The organism is Providencia sp. Me31A, from assembly GCF_050487165.1.
Classification (GTDB): domain Bacteria; phylum Pseudomonadota; class Gammaproteobacteria; order Enterobacterales; family Enterobacteriaceae; genus Providencia.
On record NZ_JBKQGZ010000004.1, the window covers coordinates 1 to 14081 of the forward strand.

Sequence of the window (14081 nt, forward strand, 5' to 3'; positions counted from 1 at the left end):
ACTCCAAGGAGGGGATAAATTGAGTATTCGGGCGTAAAGAGACTTTTCGTCCATGATAGTAATCCCTGATCATAAAATATGCATTATGATATTATCAGCCACCATAACAAGGGAAGTCCCATAAATATACATGATATAATTCACATAACATCAACATCATGACAAAAGGTAATCTATCATGATGAATTGTCCAGAATGCGGTCATGCTGCACATACACGTAGCTCCTATCAAGTCTCATCCGAAACCAAAGAACGTTATAACCAGTGCCAAAATATTAATTGTGGTTGCACATTTGTCAGTCACGAATCAGTGACCAAAATTGTTGTTAAACCTGCACATATTAATGTTGTTGAACCGCATCCGAATAAGTTTCAGCAGGCTTCTTTGGGGTTGTAATTAATAATGAGTCGTATTACGACTCATTATATTATTCTTCCTCGTTCTGATCTATTTGGTTATCAGACCAAAGTAATGCTAAATCAACATCTTCACTATCTGGCTGCTGGGTTTTATCTAAAAGGTCAACTTGAAGAACCATAGGGATATCAAATGATGTTCCTGTGACGATACAACAACCTTTAGATAAATTTGGAATCATATTTTTTGAAATGTTATCGAGCGTACTTATTGCATTATCTATCAAAAATAAATCTCGGTCATTAACTAATTTATGTATGAAAAAATTATGAATTTGAGACATGATAGTAGGAGAAATATCAGCAGGTCGTTGACTTGATAATGTTAAAAAAAATCCAAATTTTCGACCTTCTTTTATTATCTCCTCAAATTGCTCTAATCTATAATCTTTCCAGCTCTCACTTTCTCTTGTAGATTGATGTGATAATATATTATGAGCTTCATCAATAATTAAATGAACTGTCTTTTTTGGGGGATTAGAGACACTATCTTTATGCGGCTGATAATAGTGTTTAGATATCAGAAGCGGGAGTATTTTTTTTATATCTTGGTTGCATTTTCTTAAAGAAATAATTGTAATAACTTTTGAATCAAGATGTTCTCTTGTTACTGCAATAACTTTTCTTAGCGAATTTAATGATGCATCTATTCTTTTAAGTAAAGGTTGAATAAATTCATATTGAACAAAACCCAAAATTAAATCATTGATTAATTGCAAATGGCAACGTAATTTAAATTCATTAAAAACCCCAAGTTCTGGCATAGATACCTCATCTACCAGAGCTTTGAAGTGTTGATCATAGGAATTAGAATCTGAGTTAAAATAAATATTTCCATTCATGTAAAAAGTAAGCCTAGTACCATTCCAGTTGACTTCTTTAAGTTTGTTATGTAATCTTTCATTTTCAATAATAGACACAACCTCTCTTATTAAATCTAAACTATCAGCTTTTGGCAAAGCTACAGTAAATATTCTCTCAAATGTTTTTTTAAAGTAAATCTCTAAACTATTAGGGGAATTATTATATTTATTTCTACTTGAAACTACTCTATTTATAAAGGGTTTTTGTGTATTTGGAGTCGCTTGAAATAAAATGCTCAATGATTCGACATTCCAAAACTCACTTTCTATAAGAGGAAATTTATCTTCTTCATTATTTGTATTTAATTTATATACACTCTTATATTCAGCAGTTGTAAGTTGTTCTGACGTATACTCTCCGTTGAAGTCAATAACAACAAATTTACTTTTCCCTTTAATATATTTAATTTTATTTTCAAATAATGTTGTATAAAGTTTAGTAAGAGTGTTTGACTTTCCACTCCCTGTATTTCCAAATATACCAATGTGTGTATTAAACAACCGTTTCCAGTCTAACGAGATAGGATAATCTTCTTTCAATAACTTACCTATAATAAAACCATCATTATTATTTCGTCCAAATATATCTGGTAATTTATCTTCTTCTAAAAGATATACCTTATCTTTTATTAATGGTAAATATTTAATACCCTCATTAAATTTTTTACGCTCAAAATAGCCAATAGGTCTTAACTCTACCGTTCTAATATAATAGCGTTTCTGATCATTATCTATATATTTTTTTTCATCAAGAAACTCACCTTCTACTATACAAATTATATCTTTAAATCCACGTTTTATTTTAACAAGCTCTCTTATTGATACACCTTTAAAAATCCTTCCATCGTAATACAAAGTGTCTTTATTAGAATCTTCAAACAGTTTTATTGTAATTTTAATACCATTTATCCCAATAACTTCCCCAACTAGAATAGACATAAACCACCTTTCAAATTAAACCATTTAATGTAAAAATAGTTTCATTAAAAACATTAAAATCTAGCTCACCATTGATGGCAATATATTTTACATTATTGCAACCCCTGAAATATACTTTTAATTTTTCAATGTGAGACTCTCTAAAACAGCAAATGTACATAGTTAGGTGCTTATTATTCAATGCTCTTTTTAATAAGTTTCTTATATGCTCATCTGCAAATGAAAAGCCAAATGTTATTAAAGTTATATTTTTCTTATCTAAAATATAACTCATATATCGAAGCATTTGGTAATAATGTTCTTCAAAAACTGTCTCATGAAATTTCCATTTAGTTGGATTAACTATAGGTAATTTATTATATTCGTCCCAAAAACCAGAGGATTTAACAAGCCAATCACCCCCGAAATCAGTTCCAATAAAATCATCACGTTTAGCGTTTTTCTTCTCTATGATTTCAGTAAATACATCTAATTCGGCCTGAAATGATGAAAGTTCTATCATTCTATCTTGATTATCATATTGAATTTCAATCTTATCATTGTTTTTTCTCCAATATGCTGAACCATGTAAATGTATAATATTTATTTGAGGTATCGTAGTTTTACTTTTATCAAAAATACTTTTTCTTACTCTCACAGAGTCAAAATTTCTCGCCTCTAGAGTTTTTACTTTGAATCCGTCAGTTCCATCATTAAGTGTGAGATTTATGCCTTGATATTTTTGTAACTCTTCAAACGCTTCAATAAAACATGAATCATAATTAGTTGTAAATAAATTAATTGTTTTATCATGCTCATTCTTGGTCTCTAGTATATTTAAAAGTGTAGTTAAGAATACTTCATAGTTTTTTATAACTTTAACTTGGTCATAACCATCATCAAGACTGGCTTTCTCATACGTCGCTAACCAATCAAAACTCATAACTGGTGCAATACAATTTTCATAGTAATACATGAAAAGTAATGTTTTTAAATCAAAGCGCTCTATAGATTCAAAATATTGAGCCAGTGTTTCTATTGTTTCCCAGTTACCTTTTTCATCTTTAACTTCTGTTGCAAGTGTAGGAAAAAGCCCAGATGAAGCACCAGCGCCAAACAAAAAGCACAATTCTTGCTCACGAATTTTATCAATATCAATATGATCTATAATTTCAGCCATTTAATTGAAATCCTTTAATGTCCTTCTAAATGGAGTGATTATACATAAGTTTTCATTATTAAAATGGGTGCTAGTTATAAAAATTGAAAGTAATGCTAATCTCATAATTCTTATGATTATATACTAGTCTTCAGGCTATAATTATATTAAATAACTAATGCTGAATTGAGAATAAGTTAAATGCAGGTCTATTTTATAAGTAAAGCCCCTCATGATGAGGGACTGATCTAAAATATGCTCAATACGTAGATGCTTGAGGGAGTAAACCCTTTTATTTTATGTGATTAACCCCTAACGCAGATACTTCAAAATGAAATCTTCACTACTATTTAGATACACTAATTAATTCATCAAAGAATTTATCAAAGCCTTTTTTGCCACTATCATCAAATCGCAGCTCGTTGAACTGTGCAGTGAAAGAGCAGCTATCGTCGGTTAGCTCACTCAAATTATTAATCGGAACATATTTTTTAGTGATCTCTAATGCCTGCAGCTTATTGATTGTTGCTGTGTATTCAGGCGAGCCTTTCAGTTTTTTTCCATTCGTGTCAACTAAATAAGAAGTGACAGTAACTTTATCATTGGGCGTATTAATTAATGAGCGATAAACACCATAGACAATGGCTCGTTTAGCTAGTAGCTCCTTTACGTCTTGCCCGTCTTGCTCAAAAGCTACTGCTGAAAGCCTAACTTTTAATGGTGATTCGCTAATAATTTCGAGTGAATTATTTTCAGGATAATAATCACTGAAATATTCCATTGCATCATTCATTGTTGCATAAACTTCATTTTGCTTTGTGCAATCTTCACTTGATTTAAGGTACGGTGCAGCAGAAGCCGAACTGATACTAGCAACCAAGGCAAATATGGAAAACACAGAGCAAATAAAAAGTTTTTTTACTTGGGTCAAAAAATTGGTACTCGTAGTGTGTTTTACATCACCAAAAAATGTTCTAAGCATTATATTTCCCCTTATTGAATTGAGAATAAATTAAAGTCTGCTTTAACCGATAAGTAAAGCCCCTCACTTGAGGGGCTAATGCTAAAAGTGGGTTACATGTGGATGTAATGTGGATAATTGCTTATAAATCCTTTTATAAAACAATTGGTTATATGAAAAACAAAGACCGCCTAGGCGGTCTTTTTTCTATATCAATAGATTAATTACTCTTTTGGTGTTGCTTTTTCCACTCGGCTTTTTAATTTCTGGCCTGGGCGGAAAGTAACAACACGGCGTGCAGTAATTGGAATATCTTCCCCAGTTTTTGGGTTGCGTCCGGGACGTTGATTTTTATCACGTAAATCAAAGTTACCGAACCCAGATAATTTTACTTGCTCACCATTTTCTAAGGAAAGGCGAACCTCTTCAAAGAAAGTTTCAACGAGGTCTTTAGCATCACGTTTGCTAACACCCAGTTTTTCAAACAAATTTTCTGACATTTCAGCTTTAGTAAGCGCCATAGGTTTAGTCCCTCAAGGAGGCTTGGAATCGCTGTTTTAACGCAGCAACACACAGTTCAACGGTAGCGGTAATCTCTTCTTCTTCCATCGTACGTTGGGTATCTTGGAAGATAAGACTGATAGCAAGGCTCTTATAACCGTCTGCTATTCCTTCACCACAATACACATCAAATAAGTTTATGCCAACTATATGATTTATGCCAACTTTTTTACACTCTGCCAAAACTTCTGCAGCTGCTACATTTTCTGGCACGACCACAGCGATGTCACGGCGGTTCGACGGATAGCGTGAAATCGCCTTAGCTTCAGGGATGACACGTTGTGCTATCGCATCACTACGAACCTCAAACACCACCGTACGACCATTTAAATCGAGTTTTCGTTCTAATTCTGGATGAACCACACCAATAAAGCCAATATGTTCATTTTCCAGATAAATACCAGCACTTTGCCCTGGATGTAACGCAGGATGTGCCTCAGATTTAAATGTAATTTGATTTAGTTTCCCAGTCAATTCAAAAACAGCTTCAAGATCACCTTTTAAGTCAAAGAAGTCAACAACTTGTTTATCTAATGACCAATGTTCTTCAAATCTGTTACCTGTAATGACCCCTGCCAACATAGATTCTTGACGAATTCCATATTCTGCTTGATTATCAGGAATAAAGCGCAGACCGGTCTCAAATAAACGAATTCTATGTTGTTGGCGATTCTGATTATAAACAACGGTGCCTAATAAACCAGTCAACAAGGACAAACGCATGGCAGACATATCAGCAGAAATCGGATTAGGCAAAACTAACGCTTCTTCCTGAGGATGCAGCAATGCTTGTATTTTAGGGTCAACAAAGCTATAAGTGATAGCTTCTTGGTAACCACGATCCACTAACATTGCCTTAATGCGTTTCAAAGGCAAGTCAGCCTCTTTGTGGTCGGTCATAATCAGGTCAGCACGCAGCGGTACATCAGGAATACTGTTGTAACCATATACACGCGCCACTTCTTCCACTAAATCTTCTTCGATTTGCATATCAAAACGCCAACTTGGAGCAATGACATCCCATGTATTAGCAGACGCAGTCACTTTGCAGCCCAAGCGAGTTAAGATATCAGTAACCAATTCATCTTCAATGAAATGACCAATTAAACGGTCTAATTTTTGACGGGTCAGTTTGATATTTGCCGCTTTTGGTAAGTGCTGTTCGCTGGTGACATCAATGATTTCACCAACTTCACCTCCGCAAATATCAACGATCAACGCAGTAGCACGTTCAATGGCTTTAAACTGCAATTGAGGGTCAACACCACGTTCAAAACGGTGTGATGCATCCGTGTGTAAACCGTAATTACGAGCACGTCCCGTAATGGACAATGGGTCAAAGAACGCACACTCTAACAAAATATTTTTAGTTTCAGCATTAACACCTGAGTGTTCACCACCGAAAATACCCGCAATACCCAAGGCTTTTGATTCGTCAGCAATTACTAATGTGTCTGATTTTAATGTTGCTTCACTGCCATCGAGCAGTACCAGTTTTTCACCGTCTTTTGCCATCCGAGCAACAATCGCACCGTCTAAACGGTCTAAATCGTAAGCATGTTGAGGTTGACCCAGCTCTAATAACACATAGTTAGTAATATCCACTACGGCATCGATAGAACGCACACCGCCACGGCGTAATTTTTCTTTCATCCACATTGGCGTTGGTACTGACACATCAATGTTTTTGATCACACGACCTAAGAAACGAGGACAAGCATTTGGAGCTTCAACACGGATTGGAAAAGTATCTTTAGTGGTAACAGCTACCGTACTAATTGCAGGTTCAGATAGCTCTAATTTATTGATAACAGCAACATCACGCGCAACGCCTAAAATACTTAAACAATCAGCACGGTTAGGTGTGATGCTAATCTCAATCGCATTATCATCCAGTTTCAGATATTCACGGATATCTGTTCCAATTGTGGCATCTAAAGGTAATTCGATGATCCCATCATGGTCATCAGAAATACCCAGTTCTGAGTAAGAGCACAGCATCCCCTCAGATGGCTCACCACGCAGTTTTGCCGCTTTAATTTTAAAATCACCCGGTAATACCGCGCCTACCGTTGCCACTGCAACTTTAAGGCCTTTACGGCAGTTTGGCGCACCACATACGATATCAAGTAAACGTTCACCGCCTACATTGACTTTTGTTACTCGCAATTTGTCCGCATTTGGGTGCTGCCCACACTCAACCACTTCGCCAACAACGACACCGTGGAATTGACCAGCTACACCCTCAACACCATCAACTTCAAGACCCGCCATGGTGATTTGCTCTGACAATGCTTCACTGCTGATCGCCGGGTTCACCCATTCGCGTAACCATAGTTCACTGAATTTCATGAGATAGACCCGCCTTATTTAAACTGTTTGAGGAAACGAAGATCATTTTCGAAAAATGCACGTAAGTCAGAGACGCCATAACGTAACATTGTTAAGCGCTCCATCCCCATACCAAATGCAAAACCTGAATAAACTTCAGGGTCAATACCTACGTTACGTAATACATTTGGATGCACCATACCGCAGCCCAATACTTCTAACCATTTACCATTTTTTCCCATAACATCAACTTCTGCTGAAGGTTCTGTGAATGGAAAATAGGATGGGCGGAAGCGCACCTGAACCTCTTCTTCAAAGAAGTTATTCAGGAAATCATGCAATGTGCCTTTTAAATTAGTAAAGCTGATATCTTTATCAACAATCAAGCCTTCTGTTTGATGGAACATCGGTGTATGTGTTTGGTCATAGTCATTACGATATACTCGACCGGGCGCAATAATACGAATAGGCGGTTGCTGACCATTCATTGTACGGATTTGTACCCCAGAGGTTTGGGTACGTAATAAACGTTTTGCATCAAACCAGAAAGTATCATGATCTGCACGTGCTGGGTGGTGAGCTGGAATATTTAGCGCATCAAAGTTATGGTAGTCATCTTCAATTTCAGGACCTGTTTCGACAGAGAAACCAAGCTCACCAAAAAATTCCTCAATTCGCTGAATTGTGCGGGTAACGGGATGTAACCCGCCATTTTCCATACGTCGCCCAGGCAATGAAACGTCCACTTTTTCAGATGCGAGGCGTGCATTGAGAATTTCAGCTTGCATTACATCTTTGCGGGCGTTCAGTGCATCTTGAACCTGTATTTTGGCTTCATTTATCACAGCCCCTGCTGCTGGGCGTTCATCAGCAGGCAGATCACGCAACGTTTTCATCTGCAGTGTGAAGTGGCCGCTTTTGCCTAAAAATTCAACACGCACTGATTCCAACGTAGCAACATCTTGGGCCTGTTCAATGGCTGCTTTTGCCTGTGCAACCAATTCAGCGAGATGTGGCATTGTTTCCCCTTTATGACCTCTTGGTCTTTTTGCTAGTTATTCACTATATTTATTAAGTTGCACATTCCATTTTAAAATGGATGAGTACTTAACTGATTTTACTGTATTTTATCTTAAACCAGAAACAAAAAAGCCTCCCTAAGGAGGCTTTAGCGTAACATTTCGTTTCTTATTTCATCTTTACGCGACAAAGCCCCCGAAATTCAGGTGCTAAAGTAAAAAAAGAAACGGAAAATAACGCAATGCATGCTGTAGTTCTCTTAAAAACACAATACTAAATTATTAACACATATCATTATAAATGAAAAGAGGAAGTTACCTTCCTCTTTCCAAGCAAACAATTAAGCTAAAGCGCCTTTTGCTTTTTCAACTAAAGCAGTGAATGCTGCTTTATCGAAAACTGCGATGTCTGCTAAGATCTTACGGTCGATTTCAATTGAAGCTTTTTTCAAGCCATTGATGAAACGGCTGTAAGACAGACCATTCTGACGAGCCGCAGCGTTGATACGCGCGATCCACAGTTGACGGAACTGACGTTTACGTTGACGGCGGTCACGGTAAGCGTATTGACCAGCTTTAATTACCGCCTGAAATGCTACGCGGTAAACACGTGAACGTGCACCATAGTAACCTTTCGCCTGCTTCAGAATTTTTTTGTGACGTGCACGGGCGATTATACCACGTTTTGCGCGAGCCATAAGCTATCTCCTATCGTCTTTATCTTAATTAACTAAATTGTTTACTTATGCGTAAGGCAGGCAGGCTACTACCAGACCTAAATCGCCCTTAGATACCATTCCTTTCGGACGTAAATGGCGTTTACGCTTAGTTGACTTTTTAGTCAGAATGTGACGAAGGTTTGCATGCTTACGCTTAAAGCCACCGCCTGCAGTTTTTTTAAAGCGCTTTGCTGCGCCACGTACAGTTTTAATCTTTGGCATTTCTTTTATTTCCAACTTCGCATTGTGATTAACTACGAATTAATTAGGCGAATAACTTCCGCTATTACTTGCAAGGCCTAATTATTTCTTCTTCGGTGCCAACACCATGATCATCTGACGACCTTCAATTCTTGAAGGGAATGACTCCACTGACGCCAGTTCATCCAAATCGGCTTTAATGCGGTTAAGCACTTCCAGACCAATTTGTTGGTGAGCCATTTCACGACCACGAAAACGCAGCGTAACTTTAGCCTTGTCACCATCTTCCAGAAAGCGTATCAGGTTGCGCAGTTTGACCTGATAATCACCTTCATCTGTACCAGGGCGGAATTTAATTTCCTTCACCTGAACAACTTTTTGTTTCTTTTTCTGCTCTTTTTGAGACTTGCTCTTCTCATAAAGGAATTTGCCGTAATCCATAATACGACAAACAGGCGGTTCAGCATTTGGGCTGATTTCAACAAGGTCTACACCCGCTTCTTCTGCTTTTTCAAGCGCTTCACGTGCGCTCATAATGCCTAACTGTTCACCGTCTAAACCGGTTAAACGAACTTCTGGAACACGAATTTCATCGTTAATACGATTTGGACGTGTTGTTGGGATTCTTTTTCCGCCTTTAATACTTCATTCCTCCAACTGGATAAAGAGATTTGCATACTCTCTCAAGCAATACACCCGTCATTGATTGTTTAACACCTAACGTGTGTACGATATTCTTTGCTTGCCAAGCTTAATCATAAGCTGACAAAGCGATTCGACCGCGGATTTTAATGCTTATTGCCAGATTACTCAAGTAAATATTGAAATAAATCGCACTAAAGCGTTTGAAAACTTGGCTTTTGAATGAATGATTTCTGTTTATCCGCCAAATTGTCTTTTTTATAAACTTATACTGTCTACTGTCCTACATACCGTATATGAATTGCATACGTATGCATGAACAACTAATAAGCGTAATACACTCGACGATTGCTCACATTACTTATTATATAAATTAAGCAGCCCCAAATGAGCGCTGCTTAATTTAACCAATACTGGCTTAATTATTTTTTCTTTGGTGCCAATACCATGATCATCTGGCGACCTTCAATTCTTGAAGGGAATGATTCCACTGACGCCAGTTCATCCAGATCAGTTTTAATGCGGTTAAGCACTTCAAGACCAATCTGTTGGTGAGCCATTTCACGACCACGAAAACGCAGCGTAACTTTAGCCTTGTCACCATCTTCCAAAAAGCGAATGAGACTGCGCAATTTCACTTGGTAGTCACCTTCATCTGTCCCTGGTCGGAATTTAATTTCCTTCACTTGAACAACTTTTTGTTTTTTCTTCTGTTCTTTCTGAGACTTACTTTTCTCATAAAGATACTTACCGTAGTCCATAATACGACAAACCGGTGGTTCTGCATTTGGGCTGATTTCGACGAGGTCGACACCTGCTTCTTCTGCTTTAAAGAGTGCCTCACGCACGCTCATAACACCGAGTTGTTCACCGTCTAGACCAGTGACACGGATTTCTGTAGCACGGATTTCTTCGTTAATACGATTCGGGCGTGCTGTTGGGAGTTTTTTTCCGCCTTTAATACCTTATTCCTCCATCTGATTCAGTTGACGACTGCGGATCTCTTCAAGCAGTTTAGTCATGAATTCGTTGACATCAACGCTGCCTAAATCTTTACCACGACGGGTACGCACAGCAACTTTACCTGATTCAACTTCTTTATCACCACATACTAGCATATAAGGGACACGACGCAGTGTGTGTTCGCGGATCTTAAAGCCGATTTTCTCGTTACGTAAGTCCGCTTTCGCACGAATGCCAACACTTTGCAGCTTGCTTACTAATTCTTGAACATAATCTGCCTGACTGTCAGTAATGTTCATTACGACCACTTGTTGTGGCGCTAACCATGTTGGGAAAAAGCCTGCATACTCTTCTGTTAAAATACCGATGAAGCGCTCTAATGAACCTAACACCGCACGGTGGATCATAACAGGTACAATACGTTCGTTATTTTCGCCTACATAGGAAGCTGTTAAACGGCCCGGTAAGAAGAAGTCTAACTGGACAGTACCGCATTGCCATGCACGGTCAAGGCAGTCATACAGCGTAAATTCAATTTTCGGACCATAAAATGCGCCTTCGCCTGGTTGGTATTCAAACTCAATACCTTTTGATTTCAGTGCGTTAGCTAAATCTTCTTCCGCTCTATCCCACATATCGTCGGTACCGATACGTTTTTCAGGGCGAGTTGATAGTTTTACAACTATTTTTTCGAAACCAAAAGTTGCATAAACATCATAAATCATTTCAATACAGCTGGTTACTTCACTTAAGATTTGCTCTTCTGTACAGAAGATATGCGCATCATCCTGAGTAAAACCACGCACACGCATTAAGCCGTGCAATGCACCTGAAGGCTCGTTACGGTGGCAACTACCAAATTCAGCCATACGCAATGGTAAGTCACGGTATGATTTCAAGCCTTGGTTAAAAATCTGTACATGACCTGGGCAGTTCATTGGTTTAACACAATATTCACGGTTTTCAGAAGAAGTCGTAAACATCGCGTCTTTGTAGTTGTCCCAGTGACCTGTTTTTTCCCACAGTACACGATCCATCATGAATGGACCTTTAACTTCTTGATAGTTATAAGCTTTCAATTTAGTACGTACAAAGGTTTCCAGTTCACGGAAAATTGTCCAACCATCATTATGCCAGAACGCCATACCCGGCGCTTCTTCTTGCATATGGTATAAATCTAATTGTTTACCAATTTTACGGTGGTCACGTTTCGCTGCTTCTTCTAAGCGCAATAAATAGGCCGCTAGCTGTTTTTTATCAGCCCATGCTGTGCCGTAGATACGTTGCAACATTTTATTGTCGCTGTTACCACGCCAGTACGCACCTGCGATTTTTTGCAATTTGAAATGATGGCAAAAACGCATATTTGGTACGTGAGGGCCACGACACATATCAACATATTCTTCGTGATGATATAAACCTGGGCGATCATCTTGGCTAATGTTTTGATCCAAGATTTCAACTTTATAGTCTTCGCCACGGGAAACGAAAGTTTCACGAGCCTCGCTCCAAGAAACACGTTTTTTCACCACGTCATAATCTGTTTTGGCAAGCTCAAGCATACGCTTTTCAAGCTTTTCCAAGTCTTCCTGCGTCAACGCATGGTCTAAATCAACATCATAGTAAAAACCATTGTCGATAGTTGGCCCGATAGCCATTTTAGTATTTGGCCATAACTGCTTGATGGCATGACCTAACAAGTGTGCACAAGAGTGACGAATAATTTCGAGGCCATCTTCATCTTTGCTCGTAATAATCGACACGTTTGCATCATGTTCAATCATTTCACATGCATCAACACGTTCACCATTAATGCGACCCGCGATGCACGCTTTTGCTAGACCCGCACCAATATCGCGAGCAACATCCATCACAGAAACAGGATGGTCAAACTGACGCTGACTTCCATCAGGAAGAGTAATAACAGGCATTAAAAAATCCTTATCAGCAGTGGTGACCCACACGCCAGATCACTTGCTTGATTATTCCAAAGTTTATAAATCAATACGTTACTAACGATTTCTCACTTCACTATGCAAGATATGTATACAAATATAGACAGCTTTGACTGCATAATTTGCTACATCGTTAGCAACTCAACTATCAATGATAACACAGACATATTTTAAGGCGATAGCGCAAAGCCGTTTATTGTTCGGCTTTATATGAAAAATCAACACCTTCCCGATTATATGGCGAATAAGCTATCTAATGCAGGAAATAGTTTCTCTTTTCTTGCGAAAGAAAGCCGATACCAATGCGATCCACTAGGTGCGATTAATTCTTCAGTAATAATCTTATTTCGTTTAACTGCGTTATAATTTTTAAGGGTGCTCCATAATGAGTTCAAAACATAACCCACCGAAATTAAAGCTAATATCTGCACATAAATATTATCCACAAAGTAGATTTGCTGCAGAATATAAACGGAAAAAATAGCCTGAATAATTGCTTTTAAAATAAGTGCATTACTGAAAAATGATTGCCCATGCTGTAAAATTGCAAAACAAGGATTTGCGAGGGACTGCCTTTTTTCTTCAACTGGAATACCTTGGATATAAACCATCCAGTCAGAGATATCACTATTTTTTAATATTAACCCTTTCTCTTTCAGTGCATGAATTCTAAAAGAAACCACTACAGCCCATCCAACACCAATAGCCAGTAAATAAAAAATAAACCCACTTACTGAAAAAAAACCAAGGAAAAGGCTAATAACAATTAAACAGGCTAACTTCCCAGAATTGATCCAAAATGGTGCAATTTGATAGTTCATAGGCAACCTTAATATTAGAGTTAGAAATATCATACTAAATGATAAAGTGTCTCATTAACAGAGATTATAACCAACGCCGTGTTTGCTTGCGATAGTGTTCCCATTCTTCATTGAATGTTTCCGCTAAAAAGCGTTCCTCTTGGGGAATAGTGTACAGATCAGTCATTAACCAAAAGGCTAAACCTGCCACTAAAAAATATGTAGAATGAGTGAAAAAGGCTAACGCTAAGCTCATGGAAGTAAATGCTAAATACATTGGATTACGTGATAATCGATAAGGCCCATCTGTAACTAAATACGTTGCCTTGACCATAGGATTGGGTGAGGTTTTATGTTTAAAAAAATAATAAAGGCTAATAACGACCCAAGACACACTTTCTAATGCCACCAAAATACCTAAAATACCCATCCAACCTGAAAACTGCCAATCTAGAGTACCTTGCCTAGAAAGATAATAAGCGGCAATTCCATTGACAATTAACCAATTTAATAATGGATATTTAAACATGCTCATTACGTTACCTTCAATTTTGGGTGACGTTATTAGCATA

Annotated in this window: 15 protein-coding genes and 1 other annotated feature; of the genes, 1 reads left to right on the top strand and 14 read right to left on the bottom strand. The window is 37.8% G+C overall.

The features are described 5' to 3' along the window. Nucleotides 1-178 precede the first annotated feature (178 nt). A complete protein-coding gene (locus ACLPIE_RS03960; RefSeq protein ID WP_430259891.1) occupies nt 179-397 on the top strand; it encodes an ogr/Delta-like zinc finger family protein in 219 nt (72 codons plus the stop codon). Nucleotides 398-428: 31 nt separating this feature from the next. On the opposite strand, the gene ACLPIE_RS03965 is transcribed toward ACLPIE_RS03960, so the two are convergent. The 14 genes from ACLPIE_RS03965 to ACLPIE_RS04030 all read right to left on the bottom strand — a co-directional run bounded on the left by ACLPIE_RS03965 (nt 429) and on the right by ACLPIE_RS04030 (nt 14044). Beyond that, entirely contained in the window at nt 429-2219 is a 1791-nt protein-coding gene (locus ACLPIE_RS03965; RefSeq protein WP_430259893.1) for an ATP-binding protein, read from the bottom strand. A gap of 10 nt (nt 2220-2229) precedes the next feature. After that, nucleotides 2230-3378, bottom strand: a complete 1149-nt coding sequence (locus ACLPIE_RS03970; protein ID WP_430259895.1) for a hypothetical protein — start codon at nt 3376-3378, stop codon at nt 2230-2232. 325 nt (nt 3379-3703) lie between these two features. After that, the gene (locus ACLPIE_RS03975; protein ID WP_430259897.1) at nt 3704-4339 is read right to left on the bottom strand and encodes a hypothetical protein; all 636 of its coding nucleotides are present in this window, start codon (nt 4337-4339) and stop codon (nt 3704-3706) included. A 203-nt stretch (nt 4340-4542) separates the two neighbouring features. After that, the gene (gene ihfA, locus ACLPIE_RS03980; protein ID WP_004263721.1) at nt 4543-4839 is read right to left on the bottom strand and encodes an integration host factor subunit alpha; all 297 of its coding nucleotides are present in this window, start codon (nt 4837-4839) and stop codon (nt 4543-4545) included. Nucleotides 4840-4843: 4 nt separating this feature from the next. Continuing rightward, nucleotides 4844-7231, bottom strand: a complete 2388-nt coding sequence (gene pheT, locus ACLPIE_RS03985) for a phenylalanine--tRNA ligase subunit beta (RefSeq protein ID WP_430259899.1) — start codon at nt 7229-7231, stop codon at nt 4844-4846. Nucleotides 7232-7245: 14 nt separating this feature from the next. After that, nucleotides 7246-8229, bottom strand: coding sequence for a phenylalanine--tRNA ligase subunit alpha (pheS, locus tag ACLPIE_RS03990; protein WP_430259901.1), 984 nt, complete (start codon nt 8227-8229; stop codon nt 7246-7248). A gap of 123 nt (nt 8230-8352) precedes the next feature. After that, nucleotides 8353-8483, bottom strand: a sequence feature (Phe leader region). Further along, nucleotides 8433-8477, bottom strand: coding sequence for a pheST operon leader peptide PheM (pheM, locus tag ACLPIE_RS03995; RefSeq protein ID WP_430260244.1), 45 nt, complete (start codon nt 8475-8477; stop codon nt 8433-8435). (Overlaps the previous feature by 45 nt.) A gap of 87 nt (nt 8484-8570) precedes the next feature. Continuing rightward, nucleotides 8571-8927 (bottom strand): 50S ribosomal protein L20, encoded by a 357-nt coding sequence (rplT, locus tag ACLPIE_RS04000; RefSeq protein WP_430259903.1) that lies wholly within the window; start codon nt 8925-8927, stop codon nt 8571-8573. A gap of 45 nt (nt 8928-8972) precedes the next feature. Next, nucleotides 8973-9170 carry a 50S ribosomal protein L35 gene (gene rpmI, locus ACLPIE_RS04005; protein ID WP_004263702.1) on the bottom strand — a complete coding sequence of 66 codons (198 nt, stop codon included), beginning with the start codon at nt 9168-9170 and terminating at the stop codon, nt 8973-8975. Nucleotides 9171-9251: 81 nt separating this feature from the next. Then, nucleotides 9252-9791 carry a translation initiation factor IF-3 gene (gene infC / locus ACLPIE_RS04010; protein ID WP_430260246.1) on the bottom strand — a complete coding sequence of 180 codons (540 nt, stop codon included), beginning with the start codon at nt 9789-9791 and terminating at the stop codon, nt 9252-9254. A gap of 422 nt (nt 9792-10213) precedes the next feature. Next, nucleotides 10214-10753 carry a translation initiation factor IF-3 gene (infC, locus tag ACLPIE_RS04015; protein ID WP_206084385.1) on the bottom strand — a complete coding sequence of 180 codons (540 nt, stop codon included), beginning with the start codon at nt 10751-10753 and terminating at the stop codon, nt 10214-10216. Between the two features lie 3 nt (nt 10754-10756). Continuing rightward, nucleotides 10757-12685: a threonine--tRNA ligase gene (gene thrS, locus ACLPIE_RS04020; protein ID WP_430259904.1), complete on the bottom strand. Its 1929-nt coding sequence runs from the start codon at nt 12683-12685 to the stop codon at nt 10757-10759. Nucleotides 12686-12942: 257 nt separating this feature from the next. Further along, on the bottom strand, nt 12943-13530 hold the full coding sequence (locus ACLPIE_RS04025) for a hypothetical protein (RefSeq protein ID WP_430259906.1): 588 nt from the start codon (nt 13528-13530) through the stop codon (nt 12943-12945). A 64-nt stretch (nt 13531-13594) separates the two neighbouring features. After that, complete coding sequence (locus ACLPIE_RS04030; protein ID WP_430259908.1) at nt 13595-14044, bottom strand: methyltransferase family protein; 450 nt, start codon at nt 14042-14044, stop codon at nt 13595-13597. Nucleotides 14045-14081 lie beyond the last annotated feature (37 nt).

Bases quoted from the DNA above. Each gene is read 5' to 3' on its own strand.
- ACLPIE_RS04030 (WP_430259908.1), bottom strand. From the start codon at position 14,044: ATGAGCATGTTTAAATATCCATTATTAAATTGGTTAATTGTCAATGGA.
- ACLPIE_RS03970 (WP_430259895.1), bottom strand. From the start codon at position 3,378: ATGGCTGAAATTATAGATCATATTGATATTGATAAAATTCGTGAGCAA.
- ACLPIE_RS04025 (WP_430259906.1), bottom strand. From the start codon at position 13,530: ATGAACTATCAAATTGCACCATTTTGGATCAATTCTGGGAAGTTAGCC.
- ihfA (WP_004263721.1), bottom strand. From the start codon at position 4,839: ATGGCGCTTACTAAAGCTGAAATGTCAGAAAATTTGTTTGAAAAACTG.
- ACLPIE_RS03960 (WP_430259891.1), top strand. From the start codon at position 179: ATGATGAATTGTCCAGAATGCGGTCATGCTGCACATACACGTAGCTCC.
- pheS (WP_430259901.1), bottom strand. From the start codon at position 8,229: ATGCCACATCTCGCTGAATTGGTTGCACAGGCAAAAGCAGCCATTGAA.
- ACLPIE_RS03965 (WP_430259893.1), bottom strand. From the start codon at position 2,219: ATGTCTATTCTAGTTGGGGAAGTTATTGGGATAAATGGTATTAAAATT.
- ACLPIE_RS03975 (WP_430259897.1), bottom strand. From the start codon at position 4,339: ATGCTTAGAACATTTTTTGGTGATGTAAAACACACTACGAGTACCAAT.
- pheT (WP_430259899.1), bottom strand. From the start codon at position 7,231: ATGAAATTCAGTGAACTATGGTTACGCGAATGGGTGAACCCGGCGATC.
- rplT (WP_430259903.1), bottom strand. From the start codon at position 8,927: ATGGCTCGCGCAAAACGTGGTATAATCGCCCGTGCACGTCACAAAAAA.
- thrS (WP_430259904.1), bottom strand. From the start codon at position 12,685: ATGCCTGTTATTACTCTTCCTGATGGAAGTCAGCGTCAGTTTGACCAT.
- rpmI (WP_004263702.1), bottom strand. From the start codon at position 9,170: ATGCCAAAGATTAAAACTGTACGTGGCGCAGCAAAGCGCTTTAAAAAA.